This window comes from Ensifer sp. GW101-20A05, assembly GCF_059424735.1.
Genome location: NZ_JBWKZT010000002.1, coordinates 477,056 through 496,522, shown reverse-complemented (window position 1 = coordinate 496,522; position 19,467 = coordinate 477,056). Strand labels below are relative to the sequence as shown.

The window sequence follows — 19,467 nt, the reverse complement described above, 5'->3', positions numbered from 1 at the left end:
GGATTTCAGCCCGCCGTATGGGCGGGTCGGTGACGTTCGACGGCAAGCTTGAGGTCGCGCGCCGCAAGGTCGAGCATGCGCATCGAACAGTCGCGCGCCCGCGCCTTGTCGCGCAGGCGCAGCGCCTCGACCAGTTCGCCGTGAATGTCGACGGCTTCGTCACGGCGATCGGCGACTTCGTTGGAGGCGTGCAGCGAGAACTTCAGCGCCGCCTGGATAATGCCGACGAGTTGCAAGAAGACCTGGTTGTGGCTGGCCTTGAGCAGGCATGTGTGAAAGGCGACGTCGGCATCGGTGAAACCAACGAGATCGCGCTCGCCGTCACGCATCGCCTGCCAGGCGCGTTCGAGATCGGCGATTTCCTGAACGGTGGCGCGTTCGGCGGCAAACTCCGCCGCCGCTGGCTCGATCGCCCGGCGGGCTTCCAGAATGCAGTTCAAGAGGTCGAACTCGAAGATGCGCTCGCCGATCCATTCAAGCACCTGCGAATCAAGAATGTTCCATTCGTCCTTGTTGCAGACGACGGTGCCGACCCGGGAACGTCCACGGACCATTCCCTTTGATTCAAGCACCTTCAGCGTTTCGCGAATGACGGTTCGGCTGACGCCATAGCGTTCGCAAAGATCGTTCTCACGCGGCAGATAGGAGCCGACCGGAAAAACGTCGGCGCAGATGTCCGAAGCGATTGCGCGCGTCACGTTCTTCTGGACGCGTGGGCGGCGCTGGCCGCGTTCCTCAATGGCACTCTGGTGCTGCTGTTCTTCCACCGCCATCTCCTCCCGCTCGCGTCTCCCAGCTGCTGCTTAGCGCAGACGCCCGAACGCGACAACGCACCGAAGCACGCTGCTATCGTTATACACCACTAGCTCATTCATCATACAAAGGCAATTGACGAATATGATGATTCATCATACACAAATGTCCACTGCAGGAGGCAGTTCACCAGGGAGAGAGATCATGCGCTTTATCAAGGCAGCCATTCTGGCTGGTACCGTCGCCGTGCTCACGGCAACCTCAGCGTTCGCTGCCGACGTCAAGATCGGTTTCATCGTCAAGCAGCCGGAAGAGCCGTGGTTCCAGGACGAGTGGAAGTTCGCCGACGTCGCCGCCAAGGAAAAGGGCTTCACGCTGGTGAAGATCGGCGCTGAAGACGGCGAGAAGGTTCAGTCGGCGATCGACAACCTCGGCGCCCAGGGCGCACACGGCTTCATCGTCTGCACGCCTGATGTCAAGCTCGGCCCCGGCATCGTCGCCAAGGCGGCCGCCAATGAGCTCAAACTGATGACGGTCGACGACCGGCTGGTCAACGCCGATGGCAGCCCGATCGAGGACGTTCCGCATATGGGCATCTCGGCAACGAAAATCGGCGAAGCCGTCGGCCAGGCGATCGTCGACGAGGTCAAGAAGCGTGGCTGGGACATGAAGGACGTCGGCGCCATCCGCGTTTCTTACGACCAGCTCCCGACCGCCGTCGACCGTGTCGAGGGCGCCCTCTCGGTGCTCAAAGCCAACGGCCTTCCCGAAGCCAACATCTTCGACGCCCCGCAGGCAAAGACCGACACCGAGGCAGCACTGAACGCCTCGACGATCGTTCTGAACAAGAATGCCGGCATCAAGAAGTGGGTCGCCATCGGCCTCAATGACGAAGCGGTGCTCGGCGCTGTGCGCGCGACCGAGACGGTTGGCATTCCCGCCGACAGCATGATCGGCGTCGGCATCGGCGGCGCGGATTCGGCGATCAACGAATTCAAGAAGCCCTCGGCCACCGGCTTCTTCGGCACCGTCATCATCTCGCCGAAGCGTCACGGTTACGAGACCGCACTCAACATGTATGAGTGGATCGCCAACGGCAAGGAGCCGGAAAAGCTGACCCTGACCGCAGGCCAGCTTGCCCTGCGCGACAACTACGAAGCCGTGCGCAAGGACCTCGGAATCGAGTAGTCGCTGCTCGCGACACTATCAGCCCGGCGGCTTGGCCGCCGGGCGTTCCACCTCGGAGCCGCGCATGCAAGACTTTCTTGAATTCCGTTCCATCTCAAAGGGCTATCCGGGCGTCCAGGCGCTGTCGGACGTCTCGTTTTCCGTGCGCAAGGGCGCCGTCCATGGGCTCATGGGCGAGAACGGCGCGGGCAAGTCGACGCTCATCCGCCTGCTTTCCGGCGACCAGTCGGCCGATGAGGGCGAGATCCTGATCGATGGCGAAGCGCAGAGCTATCGTTCCGTGCGTGACGCCTTTCGCGCCGGCGTGATCGTCATCCATCAGGAATTGCAGCTCGTTCCGGAGCTGACGGTCGCCGAAAACCTCTGGCTCGGCCACTTTCCCGGCAAGGGCGGGGTGATCGATCGCCGCCGGCTGATCCGCATTGTCCGCGAGAAGCTCTCCGAAATCGGCATCGACGTCGATCCCTCAGCCAAGATCGCCTCGCTCTCGATCGGCGAGCGCCAGATGGTCGAGATCGCCAAGGCGGTCATGCTCGATGCGCGGGTCATCGCGCTCGACGAGCCGACATCGTCGCTGTCGTCGCGGGAAAGCGAAATCCTCTTTGCGCTCATCGAGCGCCTGCGTTCGAACGGCACCGTGATCCTTTACGTGTCGCACCGTCTCGACGAAATCTTCCGGCTCTGCGACAGCCTGACAGTACTGCGCGACGGCAAGCTTGCGGCCCATCATCCTGATATTTCCAAAGTGACGCGCGACCAGATCATTGCCGAGATGGTCGGGCGAGAGATCTCCAACATCTGGGGCTGGCGGACACGCGACCTCGGAACCGAACGGTTGCGCGTCGACACCATCTCCGGTCCGAAACTGAAAACGCCCTTGAGCTTTTCCGTCCGGCGCGGCGAGATTCTCGGCTTCTTCGGCCTGATCGGCGCCGGCCGCAGCGAGATGACCCGGCTGGTCTATGGTGCAGACAGACGCCACCAGGGAACGGTGACAATCGACGGCGCGACCGTGCCGGCCGACAGTCCGCCACAATCGATCAGGGCCGGCATGGTGTTGTGTCCGGAGGACCGCAAGTTCGACGGCATCGTCCAGGGGCGCAGCATCGAAGAAAACATGGCGATCTCGTCCCGCCGGCACTTCTCGCCCTTCGGCATCCTCGACCTGAAAAAGGAAGCCGAGCTTGCGGATCGTTTCATCGCCAAGCTTCGGGTGCGCACGCCATCGCGCAAGCAGGACATCATCAATCTCTCCGGTGGCAACCAGCAGAAGGTGATCCTTGGCCGCTGGCTGTCCGAACAGGGCGTAAGGGTCCTCATCATCGACGAGCCAACGCGCGGCATCGACGTCGGCGCGAAATCGGAAATCTACGAGATTCTCTACGAACTCGCGGCTCAGGGCATGGCGATCGTCGTCATTTCCAGCGAGCTGCCCGAGGTGATGGGCATCACCGATCGCATCCTCGTTATGTGCCAGGGCCGGATTGCCGCCGATATTGCGCGCGCCGATTTCGACGAGCGCCGCATCCTCGCCGCCGCCCTTCCCGATGTTCCAACCGAGCAGGTTCAGCCGTCATGACTTCCTTGAAAAAACTTCTTCTCGGCGAACAGGGTCTGGTCGTCATTTTTGCCGTCGCCTTCGCCATCGTCGCGCTGACGGTTCCAAACTTCCTGACCGAACGCAACATGCTGGGCCTGCTGCAATCGGTCGTCACCATCGGCATCGTCGCCTGCACGATGATGTTCTGCCTTGCCTCGCGCGACTTCGATCTCTCGGTCGGCTCCACCGTCGCCTTTTCCGGCATGGCCGCCGTCATGGCGTCGAACGCTTCGGGCTCGATCCTTATCGGCCTCGTTGCCGCGCTCCTGTGCGGCGGTTTCGTCGGCCTCGTCAACGGTGTCGTCATCGCCCATTTCCGCATCAACGCTCTGATCACCACGCTTGCCACCATGCAGATCGTGCGCGGTTTCGCGCTGATCGCGTCCGACGGCCGCGCGGTCGGCATCAACGATCCGAGCTTCTATCAGCTGGCGCTGTCGAAGTTCCTGGGTATCCCGACGCCGATCTGGGTGATGGGCGCGTTCTTCGTCGTCTTCGGCTTCGTGCTCAACCGCACCGTCTTCGGCAAGAACACACTGGCGATCGGCGGCAACCCCGAGGCTTCGCGCCTTGCCGGCGTCAACGTCTCGAATATGCGCATCTGGATCTTCGCGCTGCAGGGCCTCGTCTGCGCCGTTGCCGGCGTCCTGCTTGCTTCCCGCATCACCTCCGGCCAGCCGAACGCAGCGACCGGTCTCGAACTCTCGGTCATCTCGGCCTGCGTGCTCGGCGGCGTCTCGCTTGCCGGCGGCCGTGCGGCGATGACCGGCGTTATCGTCGGCGTGCTGATTATGGGCATTGCCGAAAACGTCATGAACCTGCTCAACATCCAGGCCTTCTACCAGTATGTCGTGCGCGGCCTGATCCTTCTGCTCGCCGTGCTGCTCGACAATCTGCGCTCGGCCGCCGCCGGCCGCCGCAGCTAGCGAATGGCGGAAGACATCCTCGTCCTCGAAAATGACGAAGGGCTCACCGTCGAGGTGAGTCCGCTCGGCGGCGCCATCCTTTCGACCCGCTGGCACGGTATTCCCGTGCTCGCGCCGACGCCGGCGCCAGGTCTCGCCTCTCAGGTGCTCTGCGCCGAAGCGTGTTTTCCGTTGGTGCCCTTCGGCAACCGCATCGAGGACAATGGCTTCCACTTCGAAGGTCGCGATTACACGCTCGCATCCAATACGTCCGACCCGCTGGTGCTCCACGGCGACGGCTGGCTTCGGCGCTGGTCGATCCTTCACCAGGACCGTCATTCGCTTGCGTTGCACTACCGGCACGAGGCAAACGCATCCACGCCCTTCGCCTATGAGGCGGTGCAGACCATGACGATCGATGGTGCGAACCTGACCCTTTCGCTCACCGTCACCAACCGGGCCGCGCAGGCGCTCCCCTACGGACTGGGCTTTCATCCCCATTTTCCGCGCACGCCGGGAACCCGCCTTTTTGCCCACGCCGATCGCTACTGGACGGAGCGGGAGAACCACTTGCCGGGTGCGGCGCAGTCAATTCCGCAGGATTTGGACTTTACCTCCGGCGCGCCACTGCCGCCCGGCTGGCTGAACAATGCCTTCGACGGCTGGGATGGAAAGATGCGCATCGAGTGGCCGGAAACCGGCCTTGCGCTTTCGCTCGACGCCGACGGGAACTTTCGTTTCTTCGTCCTTTATTCTCCTTCCACCGACGCCGACTTCTTCTGCTTCGAACCGATGAGCCATCGACCGAACGCGCACCGGCAGCCCGAAAACGGTGGCCTCGTCAGACTGGCGCCCGGCGAAACTCTGGAAGGCACAGTCGCCCTGCGGTTCCAACTACTCGGGCTGTGATCGCCCTGGTGCGGCTGTCGTTCTTCCCAATAGACGAAGGCGGCGCCCCTCGCGGAGCGCCGCCTTCGCTATCCTTGAACCCAACGACGCGGTGTTATGCGGGCTGTTGTTCTTCGCGCGTCTTCACGAGGCTCCAGACCACGCCAGCGGCAATGATCGCGAAGGTGACGCCGAGCGAGAGAGCCGCCGGGAATTTCTCAAGCCCCAGGAGATCGGCAACGAAGATCTTCGAGCCGATGAAGATCAGGACGACGGCGAGCGCAGGCTTCAGGTAGCGGAAGCGATGGATCATCGCGGCAAGGGCAAAATAGAGGGCGCGCAGGCCGAGGATAGCGAAGATGTTCGACGTATAGACGATGAAGGGGTCCGTGGTGATCGCGAAGATCGCGGGAACCGAGTCGACTGCGAAGATCACATCGGCCACCTCGACCATCACCAGCGCCATGAAGAGCGGCGTGATAAACCAGGTCATCTTGCCCGTCTTCGGGTTTACGAGCTTCGCGAAGAAGCGTTCGCCATGATGCTCTTCGGTGACGTTGAAGCGACTGCGCATGAAGCGGACGAGCATGTTGTTCGAAACGTCGGGCTCGGCCTCCTTCATGACCAGCATCTTGATACCAGTGATGATGAGGAACGCCGCGAAGATATAGAGGATCCAGGCGAACTCAGCGACAAGGGTCGCGCCGACGCCGATCATGATTGCGCGCAGCACGATGACGCCGAGAATACCCCAGAAGAGGACCCGGTGCTGATAGATGCGGGGCACGGCGAAGAAGGAGAAGATCAGGGCGATGACGAAGACGTTATCGAGCGCCAGCGTTTTTTCGACCACGAAGCCCGTCATATAGGCGAGGCCGGACTCGGAACCGAGGTACCACCACACCCAGCCGCCGAAGGTCAGGCCGAGCGCGATGTAGAAGGCCGAAAGCTTGACGCTTTCACGGACGCCGATCTCCTTGTTCTCCTTATGGAGAATGCCGAGGTCGAAGGACAGGATGGTAATGACGAGGGCGAAGAAGCTCGCCCACATCCAGAGCGGCGTTCCCAGCCATACTTCAGACATGAAGGAAAAGTCCACAGACGGGTCCCCATTCGGCACATGTTGTCGGAATAAGGTCCGACATCGCAAGAGTGCCGAAGCTCTCGCCAGAGGGGCCCGGACCAGCGGGTTGGCGGAGAAATGGGATCTCGATTTTCGCGGTTCAAGCGCGGGACTGCAATTTTTTCAAGAATTTCAGGACGTCCTGTGGCCCCCACTGCCCGGCTAATAACCACGTTCGGCCGACGTTCCTCCCTTGCAGTCAACGAGGCTGTCCCCGCAAAGGAGAAACGTCATGAAGAAGGTCCTCGCAATTCTGAGTGCATTTCTGGTGGTCGGCGCGGCAGCACCCGCACCCGCCGTCGCCGACGATTCGGTCACCCGCTTCCTGCAGAAAGCCACCGGCAACGGCAAAACAAGCCACGCGCGCTATGGCCGGGACGACGATGGACGTGGGAGCTGGAGCTCCAACCGCAGTTCCAATAGCTCGTCGAACGCCTCGCGGAACTCCAGCTCGAACAGCAGTTCCAATTCGTCGAGCAACTCCAGCTCGAACAGCTCCAGCAACTCCTCCTCGAACTCGTCCTCCAATTCGTCGTCGAACTCGTCTTCCGATGATGATTGAGACGCTCTCTTGAGAGGCAGAGCAACGGGTCAATCCCACAGAGAATTGTCCTCCACGCCGAGCGGCGTGGGGGACAATTCACGTCCTCGATCAAGCTGCGGTCGGCTGCCTTTCGATTGGCAAGGCGCAAGCCCAGAGCCGCGGCGTGGACGGCCTAATCGGCGCCCGGCCGCCTCGCGCGACCTCGCTTGACAGTCGGTTCAAAATAAACTTAACATGTTAATGGATTGAATATTCCCGATGAGGAGCGAGAGGAAGATTCAAGCCGCCGAGGAGGGCCTGCATCACAGTCGGATCGCCGTCATTTGAATTGACGTGGAGCGGCACAGGCATGCCCTGTTTCCGGGTGGAGCGACACGGATCAATGGGAGGGATCTATGATACTGAACCGACGGAGCCTTATTAAAGCCGGTGGTGCCATGCTTGCGGCGCCTCTCATCTTGCGAACGGGTGCCGCGCGCGCCCAGAGCGCAGTTACGCTGAAGCTGCACCACTTCCTGCCGCCGGCGTCCAACGTCCACCAGCGGCTGTTGACTCCATGGGCAAAAACCCTGGAGGAGCAGAGCAAGGGCGCGCTCAAGGTCGACATCTTTCCGGCCATGCAGCTCGGCGGAAAGCCGCCGCAGCTTTACGATCAGGCGGCCAACGGCGTCGTCGATATCGTCTGGACCCTGCCCGGCAACACGCCTGGGCGCTTCCCCTCCACCGAGGTGTTCGAGCTTCCTTTCGTCGCCGCGAAAGAGGCCACCGTCAACGCACAGGCGTGCCAGGAATACGGACAGACGCATGTCCTGAAAGAGACCGGTGACACGCAATTGCTGTGCTTCTGGGCCCACGACCACGGACTGATCCACACCAACAAGGAAGTGAAGTCCGGTGCCGATCTAGTCGGCCTGAAACTGCGGAATCCGACCCGCCTTGCCGGTGAGGCATTGGCAGCGCTGGGCGCGACCCCAGTCGGAATGCCCATCCCGCAGGTGCCGGAAGCGCTGGCCCAGCGCGCGATCGACGGCTGCGTCATCCCCTGGGAAGTGGTGCCGTCCATCAAGGTGAACGAGCTTACCAAGTTCCATACCGAAATCCCGGGTTCACCGACGCTCTATACGGCGACGTTCTTCCTGGCGATGAACAAGGGCAAGTATGAAGCGCTGCCGGCCGACCTGAGGGCGGTGCTGGACGCCAACAGCGGCATGACCTTCGCCAAGAAGGCCGGCGAGATGTGGGATAGCGTCGGTGTCGAGGTGCGGGCCGCGATCGAAGCATCCGGAAGCGGAACGATCAGTGCCATCAGCGAAGACGAAAAGGCGAAGTGGGTCGCGGCGACCAAGCCCGTCCACGACAAGTGGATCGAGGACATGAAGGCCAAGGACCTCGACGGCCAGGCGCTGATCGATGCCGCCCAGGGGCTCGTTCAGAAATACGCGAACGCCTGAGTGCGACTGCGAGCCCAGCGCGCCTGAACTTGGCGCCATCCGACAATTCGAGAGCTTGGAACCGGGATGACGGAAGAAGCAACACACGAGGCTGCCGTGACAGTGCTGCGACGCCGCGAGGTTGAGCGGCTTGCGGCAGGATTGGCACTCATAGGCGGAACGCTGATCTGCCTCGCAGCCGCATTGGTGACGATCAGCGTCCTCGGCCGCTGGCTTTTCAACCGGCCCGTACCGGCCGACTACGAACTCGTGGAGGTCGCGATCGGTGTCGCGATCTTCTCATTCCTCGGCTACACCCAGGCGCGCAACGGCCATATTGCCGTCGATACCTTTACGCTCGCCCTTCCGTCACGCGTCACGCGGGTCATCGATGGTGCCTGGGACCTCGTGCTGGCGGCCTGCCTGGCATTCTTCGCCTGGGGTCTTCTCACTGGCGGACTGGAGGCGCGTCTGTACGGAACGACGCTGATCCAGCTGCCCTGGCCGATCTGGCCGGTCTATCTGACCTGCGCCGCGCTGGCAGCGCTCGCATCCGTCATCGGCTTGTCCGTCGCCATTCTCAAGATCGGAGGCCCTCGATGAGCGGCTTTGCCATTGCTTGCCTGGGCTTCGCTGCGATGCTGGTCCTGATCGCCATCAGAATGCCGATCGCGCTCGCCATGCTGGCAGTCGGCGCCGCCGGCTATGCCTATCTCTCCGGCCCGCACGCGCTGGTCTATTACCTGCAGACCAACACCTACAGCCAGTTTGCCAGCTATACGCTATCCGTCATTCCCCTCTTCATCCTGATGGGCGCGCTTGCCGAACAATCGGGCATCGCCGCGACCATGTTCCGTGTGGCCGAGCGCAGGCTCGGGCGGTTCAAGGGCGGAATGCCGATGGCAGTGATTGCGGCCTGCACCGGCTTCGGCGCGATCTGCGGCTCTTCGGTCGCAACGACCGCAACCTTCGGACGCGCGGCACTGCCGGAACTGCGCCGCGCGCGGGTCGATGCCGGGCTTGGAACCGGCACCATCGCCGCCGGCGGTACGCTCGGCATCCTCATTCCGCCCTCGGTCATCCTGGTGATCTATGCAATCACCGCCGAGCAGAACATCGCCAAGCTGTTCCAGGCCGCCCTGGTGCCGGGGTTGCTGGCAGCGGCGTTCTATCTGATCGCGATTGCCGTGGTCGTGCGGCGCAAGCCCCATCTCGCGCCACCAGTGACGGTCGTCGAAGTCGCAAAGACGCAGCGTCCGTTCTGGGCGCGGCCGGCGGGGCTGGTCTTGCTTGTCGGCGGTACTGTCGGCTGGTTGTTGGGTTCGCTCGGCACCGTCGGTGCGATATTGCTGGCAATCTTCGGCCTGCTTCTGCTCGCCGCGGATTTCGCCGTCGTACCCGCCGCCGCCGTTGCGGTCACGGTCGTCGGAGGAATCTATGGCGAGGTGTTCACGCCGACGGAAGGTGCTGCGGTCGGTGCCGCGGTGACGCTCGCGATCGGCCTGCTGCAACGGACGCTGAGCCCGGCAGCCTTGAAGAACGCGCTGCTGCAGACGGCTGAAACCAGCGGGATGATCTTCCTGATCCTTCTCGGAGCGGAGGTCTTCGGGGCGTTCCTGGCGCTGACCCAGATGCCGATGATGCTCGCCTCGATGATCGGGGAGTCCGGGCTGCCGCCCTACGCCGTCGTGTGCGGCATGCTGCTGATCTATATCGTGCTCGGTGCCGTCATGGACGAGTTGGCGATGATCCTGCTGACCCTTCCCGTCTTCATCCCGATCGTCATGACGCTCGATCTCGGCATGCCGCCGGACGACGTCGCCATCTGGTTCGGCATTCTCGTCCTGATTGTCGTCGGCATTGGCCTCTCCGCCCCGCCGATCGGCCTCAATGTCTTCATCATCAACAAGTTGGCGACCGACGTGCCGATAGCGCAGACTTACCGAGGCGTGATGCCGTTCGTGATCGCCGACCTCATCAGGCTGGTCATCGTCACGGTTTCCCCGGGCGTCGCGCTGGCGCTGGTCCGATTGCTGAACTGACGGGGCCGTTCCCGGGCGGCGCTCTCAAGTTTTAACGCGCAACAAGCGGCTTTGTGTGAAAACGTCCGGCGCCCACGAGACGCAAGCCGGTACCCTTCTATCCTGAGCGCACGCTCTGCCTGAGCTCAGCAAGCAGCGCATCTGCCTCCCATGTCTTGCGCCTGGAGGCGGCCGCGTCTTTGACCAGCGTGCAAAGCCGCTCATTAACCGGCGCCCGACGGCCGAGCTTGGTGGCGAGCGCGACGACCGCGCCGTTGATCCAATCCACTTCGGGGAAGCGGCCGGCGGCAAGGTCGTCGGCCATCGAGGAGCGCGCCGTGGCGTCGATCTTCAGCATGCGACCGGCAATGGCACGGAACAGGGCATCCGGCAGGCTGAGAACGGACGGCAACCAACCCGGTGGCAGCGGTGTCAGGCGCGCCGGCCGGAGGCGTCCCTGAGCGGCCAGCAGCGAAAGTGCCTCCCGCTGGGCGAGCGCCAGGCAAAGACGAAAGCCCCGTGTCTGGAGCTGCTCGCGCAAGGGCAGGCCGGAGAGCGCATTGATTGCGTTGTTGAGGTTCATCAGCAGCTTCGCCCATTGCACCTCTTCCATGTCACGACGCAGGTCGAGAGCCAGTCCCGCAGCCGTGAAGAACGGTGCGGCTGCAGCCGCAACCGGGTCATCCGCGACGGCCATATTGCCTTCCGTCGCACGATGCAGATGGGCGGGGCCGGGGGTCGTCACGTTGAAGGGAACCATGCCGCGCAGGATTTTGGCAGACGGCAGCAACTGCTGTAGGGTCGCTGCGTTGTTCACACCGTTCTGCAGACTGAGGACCGGGATGCCGGAGCGCAGCACCGAAGAGAGCTCGGTCGCGGCACCGCCCGTCTGCCCGGATTTGACCGTCAGGAGGACGAGATCGCAATCCGCCAGGGAGGAAGCCGTGTCGGAGTAAACGATCCGCTCGGGCGCGACGAAATCGTCACGCCCATCCAGGTCGGTCAGGCGCAACCCGTCCTTTCGCCAAGCGGCACCGCGCGCCGCCCGGCCGACAAAGATCACCTCTGCGCCACCGGCCAAAAGGCAGCCGCCGACAAAACCGCCGACCGCGCCGGCACCGAACACTCCGATTTTCACGACACCCGCCCCCTCCGCACGCCAGGGAGTATAGGCCGGGATCGTCGCTTTCCAACGCGCCGTTTACGATCGAGCGGAAACGCGTTGGCTGAGCCAGATGCTGCCGATGACCAAAAGGACGCCGACAATCTGAAGCACACTCAAAGACTGCCCCAGGTACACCCATCCGAGCAAAACCGCCGTCAGCGGGCTCAGAAAGAGAAGTGCCGACACCGCCGCCGATTCCAGCCGCGCGATGCCACGAAACCAGAGAACATAGGTCAACGCCGCGCCGATCAGGCTCAACCAGGCGAGAGCAAGCAGGTTGAGACCGGTCGGGAATGGCACCGCCGGTTCAAAGGCAAGGGCCACGGGGACGAGAAGCAAGCCACCGGCCGTCAGTTGCCATGCGGTGGATGTGAGCAACGATTCCGGCGACTTCCACTTTCGCGCCAGGACGTTGCCGAAGGCCATGGAAACGGCACCGACGAGGCCTGCGGCAATGCCGATTTCGTCGAGCGCCGCTTGCGGCGTCAACACCAGCAGCGCGACGCCGACAATGCCGACAATGGCCGCGACGAGGGACACGGGACGGATCGGCGCCTTCATGAGAAGCGCTGCGATGAAAACGACGATCAAGGGCTGGACCGCCGCGACTGTTGCCGCGACGCCGCCGGGAAGGCGATAGGCCGCGACGAACAACATGCTCAGAAACATCGAGATGTTGAGCGCGCCGAGTGCAATGGCGCGAAACCACCAGATGCCGTGCGGCAATCGCCGGACGATCAGGAGGAGTAGCAACCCGGCCGGCAATGCCCGCAACAGGGCGACCGTCAGCGGCGAGAAGCCCTGCAGAAACTCGGTGGCAACGATATAGGTGCTGCCCCAGATGACGGGAGCAATCGCCGTCAGGGCGATATCGGAAACGCCTGTTTTCATGAGAAGTGAAGAACCTCGCCAAGCGGCCTGCGGGGCTTTTGCGGCCAGTTTCCGGGAACGGCACGGCCAACCGCGAGAAGCATTGCCGGCAATTCGCCCGGCCCAAGGTTGAACTCCCGGGCGACGCCCTCGGCATCGAACCCGCCCATAGGGCCCGTCGCCAATCCCAACGCCTCGGCGGCATAGATCAAGGTCGCGGCGCCGAGACTGGCCGAACGCATGGCCTCGTCGCGGGCAACCTTGGCATCGGCATATTGGGCGCGCACCGCCTCCTGCCAACCGGAGACCATTTCGGTTGGCATGTAGCCGGTCTCGACGAAAAGGCGCAGCCTTGCAGGCAGCGTCTGGTAATCGGGCAGCAGGCCGCAGACAATGAAGGTCACGGCAGCTTCCGAGACCTTGGCTTGCCCGTGCGCCACATTGCGCAGCCTGGCTTTTCCTTCCGGCGTGCGCACGGCGATGAACCGCCAGTTCTGAAGATTGTAGGCCGTCGGTGCGCGGGTCGCGAGACGCACCAGCTGTTCGATTTCCGCGTCTGCCAGTTCATGGGTCGCATCGAACCGATTGGCGGACACGCGCTGTTCGATGAGGGCGATCATGGGATGTGTCAATCTTCCGATCCGATCGAATGTCTGTCGGACCGACCGTATTGAATTCACCTGTCATTGATAATATTGCCGTTTTGCAACACATCATTCACCATTGGAAAATTATCGTGGACCGCTACACCGCCCTCCAGGTCTTCCGCCATGTGGCCGAACTCGGCAGCTTCGCAGAGGCGGGGCGCAAGCTCGGCCTGTCACCGGCGGCGATCAGCAAGAACGTTGCCGAACTCGAAGCCAGCGTCGGCGCGCGGCTCATCAACCGGACCACGCGACGCATGGCGCTGACCGACGAGGGGAAACTCTATCTCGAGCATGTCGTGCGCGGACTGGATGCATTGAAGGATGCCGACGCAGCACTCTCGCCCGTCCGGCAGACGCCTGGCGGGACGTTGCGCGTCGCCGCTCCGATGACCGTGACGCTGATGCGGCTTTCATCCGTCATCCCCGAGTTCCTGTCCCGCTACCCGGACCTCAAGCTCGACCTGCATCTCGACGACAGGCGCGTCGATATCGTCCGGGAAGGATTCGATCTCGCCATTCGCGGCAGCGACAAGCTGGAGGATTCAAGCCTGATCGCCAGAAAACTCGCGGTCATGCCGCACGTCGTCTGCGCGGCCCCCGCCTATTTCGAGGCCCATGGCGAACCGCTGGAGCCCGCCGACCTGAAATCGCACAACTGTGTCCGCTTCAGTCTCTCGGGACATGCGGACTTATGGGAGTTTCGCAACGGCAACCGAACGGAGAAAGTGGCCGTAAAGGCTCACTATTCGGTGACATCGAGCCTTGCCGTGCGCGACGCACTGCGCGCCGGCTTCGGGCTGAGCCTGATACCCCGTCCCTATGTCGAAGACGACCTGAAGAGCGGTCGACTGCAACGCGTACTCTCCGACTGGGAGACGGTCGAAACCACGCTCTACGCCATCTATCCGTCCCGGCAGCACGTCGCGCCAAAGATCCGGGCGTTTCTTGATTTTCTCGCCGAAACATTCAGCCGCCCGTAATCTCGCGCCCCACCCATGTCACGCCGCGGGACGAGCATACGATCGAACCGTTGCAAGCCGACAAAATCTGGCACTGTTCCCTGGGGAACACCGGCGATGCGATCCGCCAGTAGGTTAGCGGCACTTAAACCAGAGCCCGAAGGACCGATTCATGCGCCTGATTGCCGCCACCCTCTTCGCATTCAGCCTCGCCGGCTCGGCCGATGCCGCCGATCTCATGACGTTCTGGGACAAGCCCCAGCATGGCGGCAACAGCTTCAACCGGCTGCCGCCGGACGAGGCCTATTTCAAGGCGCTGGCAGGCTACGGCGCCACCTGGGTGCGCCTTTCCTACGACAAGTGGAAACCGGCAAAACGCGACTACCTGATCGGCGACGCGGACAAATACGACGGTATTCCTGCCGCCGATCTGAAGACGCTCAGACAGACGCTCGACGACGCCGACAAGGCGGGCCTCAAGGTGGTCATCGCGCCGCTGTCACTGCCGGGCATGCGCTGGGCCCAGAACAATGGCAACAAGTTCGACGGCCGGCTTTGGCGAGACAAGGCCTGGTGGGACCAGGCGGCAAGCTTCTGGCAGGATCTGGCGCGCGAACTGAAGGACCACCCGGCGGTCGCCGCCTACAACATCGTCAACGAACCGGCACCGGAAAAGAACAATGGCCTTGCCGAGCACGCCGATCCGCAGGCGATGCAGGCCTGGTACGACGGTAAGCAAGGCAGCGCTTCGGATCTCAAAGCCTTCTATGAGACCGTCATCGCCGCGATCCGCGAGGTCGATCCAGCGACCCCCATCATCGCGGATGCCGGCTGGTATGCGGCGGCCGATGCGTTTTCCTACTGGCCATCGGGGCTCACGGACCAGAAGGTGCTCTACAGCTTTCATATGTACGAACCCTATGCGGCGACCAGTGCGCCGAACATCAAGCGCGACAAGCCCTATGCCTATCCTGGCAAGGTGCCCTTTGGCGAAGGCGAAGAGACCTGGGACCGGGCAAGGGCGGCCGCTTACCTCGCAAGGCCTGTACAATGGGCCAAGGACAAGGGCGTGCCGCTCAACCGCCTCGTCGCCGGCGAATTTGGCTGCATGCGACGCTGGTCGGGTTGCAAGACCTATCTCGAGGACGTGTTGACCGCCCTCGACGAGGACGATCTGCACTGGGCCTTCTACAGCTTCCGGGAAGATGCCTGGGATGGCATGGACTACGAGCTCGGCTCGAAGACCGTCGGCTGGAAATATTGGCAGCAGATGGAAGCCAATGAGCGCGACACGACGCCGCGCAAGTCGACGCCGGAGTTTGCGCCCATCAGCCGGCGGCTCGCCGAGGATCAGTGACCGCGTCCCGCCGGTACGCCCTGGAACCGGGGCGTACCGCCCGTCAGGCGTGACTAGTTTCCGCGCGGGCGTCACAAAAGCGCTCGATTGCGATGCACATCACGTCGCAGCCTTCGCCTACCCAAGCGGACCCCGGTCTGTTTGAAAAAAGGGCAGGAATCGTTAGAAGAACTATCATCCTTACGAGCGCCATGACGTATGTGGCGCCGTTTCCAACTTGGGGCATGTCTTTGCAGACAACCGGGGCGGTCGACGCCGACACACGAAAGCGAACCATATCCCTGTCGCGCACGCTGGCGATCGTGATGGCGGCACTGGTGGCTCTGACAGCCGCCGTCATCCTCTCCGTCGTCTGGTACATGTCGGCCGGTGCTACGCGCGAATTGCTCGCCCAATCGGCCCATCTTGGCCTCGACGCCGTCCAGACGAAAATCGGCAGCCGGTTCGCCCCGGTTGAGGACCAGCTGGCGTTCCTGGCAAAGGAAGTCGGGGCCGGGCGCCTCGATCCGGCGGACACGCTGGCTCTGGAGCGGGTGATGACGGGCGCGCTCGCGGCGACCCCGCAGGTGCGCGTGCTCTCCTTCGTCAAGCCAAATGGCGAAATCTTCGGCGTGACCCAGGGCCCCAAGGGCGTCTTTTCCTTCGCCGACACGATCAGGACCGACAACGAGCGAACGGAGATCGACGAGGCGCGCCGTAGCGGCAAGGCCGAATGGGGGCCGGTCTACTTCGTTCCAGATCCGGCGATACGCACGTCGGTCACAAACCTGCAGCAACCGGCAAGCGCCGGCGACCAGTTTGCCGGCGTCTTCAGGGCAACGATCACGGTCGATGCCATTTCGGACTTCCTGCGCCAGATCGCCGTCTCGAATCCCGGGACGACACCCTTCGTCCTTTACGGCCGCGATCAGGTGCTCGCGCATCCGATGATGGCATCGGGCCATCCGCTCCTGTCCGCAGAGCACCGGCTGCCGAAGCTTAGCGAACTTGGCGATCCGTTCCTTGCCGCATTGTGGGACGGGGAACCCGAGACCTTCCACGACTCGGCGCTGGAGGCTCGTGTCGTGGAAGTGGGGGACAAGGGTCGTGTCATTCTCACCCGCGAGGTCAGCGGTTACGCACCCGCTCCTCTCATCGTCGGCGTCGAGGTGCCGATCGAAGCCCTGGAGAAACCGATTTCCGACCTGCTGCGCGCCGGCGTCGCCGGTCTCGTAGTGCTTCTCGCGGCGATCGTCATTGCATGGGTCGTCAGCCGTCTGATTGTTCGCCCAGTCACCAGCATGGCGCGTGAGGTCCGCGCCGTTGGCATGCTCGACTTCGCGGCTCTTCGCCCCCTGCCCGGCAGCCTGTTCACGGAGCTGAACGAACAGGCGCGCGCCTACAATACGATGTTGACCGGGCTGCGCTGGCTCGAAACCTACGTGCCGAAGAAACTGGTGCGCCATCTGCTGGGAAGCGGAGATCTCGTCTCGACGCAGCGAACGGTGACCATCATGTTTACCGACGTGGTCGATTTCACCGCCACGGCCGAAAAGACCACCGCTGCCGAAGTCGCCGCACTCCTGAACAGGCATTTCGATCTACTCGGCCAATGCATCGAGGACGAGGGCGGCACGATCGACAAGTTCATCGGCGATTGCGTGATGGCGTTTTGGGGTGCTCCGGACGACCAGCCGGATCATGCCGATCGCGCCATGCGCGCGGCCCGCGCCATTGCGCTTGCGGTCGCTAAGGACAACGCGGATCGGCGCCGGCAGGGGCTAGCTCCCCTCAGAGTGCGCATCGGCGTCCATTCCGGTCCGGTCGTCTCGGGCAATATCGGCATGAGCGGGCGGTCCGCCTATACGATCGTCGGCGATGCGGTGAATGTCTGCAACCGCATCGAGCAGCTCGGCAAGTCGGTGGCGCCGAGCGAAGAGATCGTCGTGCTCCTGAGCGGTGAAACCGTCGATTTCCTGACCGAAGGCCGCTCCGACCTCACGCCGCTTGGCAAACACTGCCTTTCCGGTCGGACGGAACAGACCGAAATCTACCGGTTGCCGACTACAGCGGGATAAGCGGCTGCCAAGTTTATCCATGCCTCGGTTTCAAAACACGGGTCTCAGAGCCATCTCCGCGCCCAAGAGGAACAGGCAGAACAGGAAACCGCGGCGGAACGCCTGCGCGCCCACTCTGCCGCGCAACCGTTGCCCCACCCACATTCCGAGAAGCGCGGGCACGACTGCAATCACGGAAAGTGCAAGGGTTTCGGCCTGAAAGATACCCTGGGCGCCAAGCCCGGCCGCCAATGCGACAGTCGAAACAGTGAAGGAAAGTCCCAGCGCCTGCACGAGGTCGTCTTTCGCAAGGCCGAGGGCCTGCAGATAGGGCACGGCGGGAATGACGAAGACCCCGGTGCAGCCGGTCACCACGCCGGTCAGCGTTCCGACAATCGGCGAGAGCCACCGTTCCTGTCGTTCAGCTATACGGAACGGCCGCGCAAGCAGCGCGTAGCCGGAATAGATGACGAGCGCGGCCCCGAGCGCGGCGGTGGTCAGCCGTGTATCCCCACTCACCAGCCATGCGGAGCCGAGCAGCGTTCCGACGACAATCGCCAGCATCATCGACCAGAACCTTCGCGCGAGCGACAGGATGCCGGGTCCCGCCAGAAGCTGCCAGACATTGGTCACGAAGGACGGAACAACCAGCAGACTTGCCGCCGCGACCGGTGAAATCAGCGCACCCAGCACGCCCATCGCCACGGTCGGCAGGCCCATTCCGGTCACGCCCTTGACGAGACCGGCGACGAAAAATGTCGCGGCCACGGCTAACAGAAAAGAAAACGACGCATCGAACATGTGAACGGCATAGCCGGTTCGGCGGCATAGACAATGCGGAAGTCCCGATCCCAGACTTCGGCTGGCCCGAAGGCTGTTTATCGATTATCCTTGCTGAATGTCCTTCGACCTCAATGATCTTCGCCTGTTTCTCGCCGTCGTGGATGCCGGCAGCATCACCCATGGCGCGCTGGAGGTTGGGCTTTCCCTTCCGGCGGCAAGCGAACGGCTGCGCGCCATGGAGGTGGCGGGCGACGTTGCCCTGCTCACGCGGGGGCGACGCGGTGTCACTCCGACGGAGGCGGGCGAGGCGCTCGTCCACCATGCGCGCATGATCATCCGCCAGACGGTGCAGATGCGCAGTGAACTGGGAAGCTATGCGAAGGGGCTGCGCGCCACCGTTCGCGTCCTCGCCAACACCGCAGCGATGACCGAGTTCATTCCTGAAAGGCTCGCGGCCTGGATGGCAGCCAACCCGCAGATCGACATCGACCTGAAGGAGCGGCAAAGCATCGAGATTGCCAGGAGCATCGCTGCCGGCTTCGCCGAGATCGGCATTCTTTCTGATGCGGTGGAGACAAGCGGCTTGACGCTCAGCCCCTTCGCAACCGACCGGCTCGTCGTGGTGGCCCGGCACGACCATCCGATCGTCGAGAGAACGCAGGTCCGCTTCGCCGACCTTCTCGACGAACGCTTCATCGGCCTGGCGGGCGGCGCCTTGCAGGATCACATCGAGGGGCAGGCGGCCAAGCTCGGCGCCAGGCTCAAGCTGCGCGTGAAACTGCGCACCTTCGATGATATCTGCCGCATGGCCGGCGCTGGCGTGGGGATCGGCATCGTGCCGGAAAAAGCGGCTCGCCGATGCCGCCGGCCCGCTCAGATCGCTGTCATTCACCTTCAGGAAAAATGGGCCGTGCGGCGGCTATCGGTGTGCATCCGCAGTGACGGACAATTGACGCCGCCCGCGCTTAGCCTGTTCGAGCATCTCGCACGCAGTGGACGGCCCTGAAGCGCCTTAGCCACCTCTACGAGCAGGCTCGCTCGCCGATTTGAGGCGAGCGTCGAAAAAATGCTGATTTTCGCCGCTTGGAAAGCAAAATTTAACCATACTTCTCCATCTTTTGTCCATCAGTCGTCAAGAAGGGGACAATCCGGAAGTCGCGCAGCGGTGGTCGCTCGCCGGCCTGAGGGCCTTTTGCGT

18 protein-coding genes are annotated in these 19,467 nt (G+C 63.0%); 12 read left to right on the top strand and 6 right to left on the bottom strand.

Annotated features, from left to right (window positions below; genetic code table 11):
* Positions 1 to 5: 5 nt before the first annotated feature.
* On the bottom strand, positions 6 to 767 hold the full coding sequence (locus AC070A_RS07390) for a FadR/GntR family transcriptional regulator (RefSeq protein ID WP_057255538.1): 762 nt from the start codon (positions 765 to 767) through the stop codon (positions 6 to 8).
* Between the two features lie 190 nt (positions 768 to 957).
* Between AC070A_RS07390 and AC070A_RS07385 the strand changes: the two genes are divergently transcribed.
* The 4 genes from AC070A_RS07385 (at position 958) to AC070A_RS07370 (ending at position 5,355) form a co-directional block, all read left to right on the top strand.
* A complete protein-coding gene (locus tag AC070A_RS07385; RefSeq protein ID WP_112996505.1) occupies positions 958 to 1,941 on the top strand; it encodes an arabinose ABC transporter substrate-binding protein in 984 nt (327 codons plus the stop codon).
* A gap of 64 nt (positions 1,942 to 2,005) precedes the next feature.
* A complete protein-coding gene (gene araG, locus AC070A_RS07380) occupies positions 2,006 to 3,520 on the top strand; it encodes an L-arabinose ABC transporter ATP-binding protein AraG (protein WP_112996506.1) in 1,515 nt (504 codons plus the stop codon).
* Positions 3,517 to 4,467, top strand: coding sequence for an L-arabinose ABC transporter permease AraH (araH, locus tag AC070A_RS07375; protein ID WP_057255208.1), 951 nt, complete (start codon positions 3,517 to 3,519; stop codon positions 4,465 to 4,467). Before araG ends, araH begins: the two co-directional genes overlap by 4 nt.
* A 3-nt stretch (positions 4,468 to 4,470) precedes the next feature.
* Positions 4,471 to 5,355 carry an aldose 1-epimerase gene (locus tag AC070A_RS07370; protein WP_112996507.1) on the top strand — a complete coding sequence of 295 codons (885 nt, stop codon included), beginning with the start codon at positions 4,471 to 4,473 and terminating at the stop codon, positions 5,353 to 5,355.
* 94 nt (positions 5,356 to 5,449) lie between these two features.
* Here the strand turns inward: AC070A_RS07370 and AC070A_RS07365 are convergent, their stop codons facing one another.
* Positions 5,450 to 6,418, bottom strand: coding sequence for a TerC family protein (locus tag AC070A_RS07365; RefSeq protein ID WP_255571071.1), 969 nt, complete (start codon positions 6,416 to 6,418; stop codon positions 5,450 to 5,452).
* 271 nt (positions 6,419 to 6,689) lie between these two features.
* Here AC070A_RS07365 and AC070A_RS07360 point away from each other — a divergent pair, with 271 nt between their 5' ends.
* The 4 genes from AC070A_RS07360 (at position 6,690) to AC070A_RS07345 (ending at position 10,473) form a co-directional block, all read left to right on the top strand.
* The gene (locus AC070A_RS07360; protein WP_082616232.1) at positions 6,690 to 7,019 is read left to right on the top strand and encodes a hypothetical protein; all 330 of its coding nucleotides are present in this window, start codon (positions 6,690 to 6,692) and stop codon (positions 7,017 to 7,019) included.
* Positions 7,020 to 7,396: 377 nt separating this feature from the next.
* The gene (locus tag AC070A_RS07355; RefSeq protein ID WP_058322285.1) at positions 7,397 to 8,452 is read left to right on the top strand and encodes a TRAP transporter substrate-binding protein; all 1,056 of its coding nucleotides are present in this window, start codon (positions 7,397 to 7,399) and stop codon (positions 8,450 to 8,452) included.
* A gap of 66 nt (positions 8,453 to 8,518) precedes the next feature.
* A complete protein-coding gene (locus AC070A_RS07350; protein WP_058322284.1) occupies positions 8,519 to 9,034 on the top strand; it encodes a TRAP transporter small permease in 516 nt (171 codons plus the stop codon).
* Positions 9,031 to 10,473 carry a TRAP transporter large permease gene (locus AC070A_RS07345; protein WP_058322283.1) on the top strand — a complete coding sequence of 481 codons (1,443 nt, stop codon included), beginning with the start codon at positions 9,031 to 9,033 and terminating at the stop codon, positions 10,471 to 10,473. The genes AC070A_RS07350 and AC070A_RS07345 overlap by 4 nt, the downstream gene beginning before the upstream one ends.
* 97 nt (positions 10,474 to 10,570) lie before the next feature.
* Here AC070A_RS07345 and AC070A_RS07340 read toward each other — a convergent pair whose 3' ends face one another.
* The 3 genes from AC070A_RS07340 to AC070A_RS07330 all read right to left on the bottom strand — a co-directional run bounded on the left by AC070A_RS07340 (position 10,571) and on the right by AC070A_RS07330 (position 13,107).
* Positions 10,571 to 11,590, bottom strand: a complete 1,020-nt coding sequence (locus AC070A_RS07340; protein ID WP_218373018.1) for a 2-dehydropantoate 2-reductase — start codon at positions 11,588 to 11,590, stop codon at positions 10,571 to 10,573.
* Positions 11,591 to 11,653: 63 nt separating this feature from the next.
* Entirely contained in the window at positions 11,654 to 12,508 is an 855-nt protein-coding gene (locus AC070A_RS07335; RefSeq protein WP_112996510.1) for an EamA family transporter, read from the bottom strand.
* Entirely contained in the window at positions 12,505 to 13,107 is a 603-nt protein-coding gene (locus tag AC070A_RS07330; protein WP_192495488.1) for a nitroreductase family protein, read from the bottom strand. The genes AC070A_RS07335 and AC070A_RS07330 overlap by 4 nt, the downstream gene beginning before the upstream one ends.
* A 116-nt stretch (positions 13,108 to 13,223) precedes the next feature.
* Here AC070A_RS07330 and AC070A_RS07325 point away from each other — a divergent pair, with 116 nt between their 5' ends.
* The 3 genes from AC070A_RS07325 (at position 13,224) to AC070A_RS07315 (ending at position 17,507) form a co-directional block, all read left to right on the top strand.
* Positions 13,224 to 14,114: a LysR family transcriptional regulator gene (locus AC070A_RS07325; RefSeq protein ID WP_492383793.1), complete on the top strand. Its 891-nt coding sequence runs from the start codon at positions 13,224 to 13,226 to the stop codon at positions 14,112 to 14,114.
* Between the two features lie 151 nt (positions 14,115 to 14,265).
* A complete protein-coding gene (locus AC070A_RS07320; RefSeq protein ID WP_112996512.1) occupies positions 14,266 to 15,450 on the top strand; it encodes a glycoside hydrolase family 5 protein in 1,185 nt (394 codons plus the stop codon).
* 224 nt (positions 15,451 to 15,674) lie between these two features.
* Positions 15,675 to 17,507, top strand: a complete 1,833-nt coding sequence (locus AC070A_RS07315) for an adenylate/guanylate cyclase domain-containing protein (protein WP_156414749.1) — start codon at positions 15,675 to 15,677, stop codon at positions 17,505 to 17,507.
* A gap of 30 nt (positions 17,508 to 17,537) precedes the next feature.
* Here the strand turns inward: AC070A_RS07315 and AC070A_RS07310 are convergent, their stop codons facing one another.
* Positions 17,538 to 18,287: a sulfite exporter TauE/SafE family protein gene (locus tag AC070A_RS07310; RefSeq protein ID WP_112996513.1), complete on the bottom strand. Its 750-nt coding sequence runs from the start codon at positions 18,285 to 18,287 to the stop codon at positions 17,538 to 17,540.
* A 97-nt stretch (positions 18,288 to 18,384) separates the two neighbouring features.
* Here AC070A_RS07310 and AC070A_RS07305 point away from each other — a divergent pair, with 97 nt between their 5' ends.
* Positions 18,385 to 19,275 (top strand): LysR family transcriptional regulator, encoded by an 891-nt coding sequence (locus AC070A_RS07305; RefSeq protein ID WP_057255196.1) that lies wholly within the window; start codon positions 18,385 to 18,387, stop codon positions 19,273 to 19,275.
* Positions 19,276 to 19,467 lie beyond the last annotated feature (192 nt).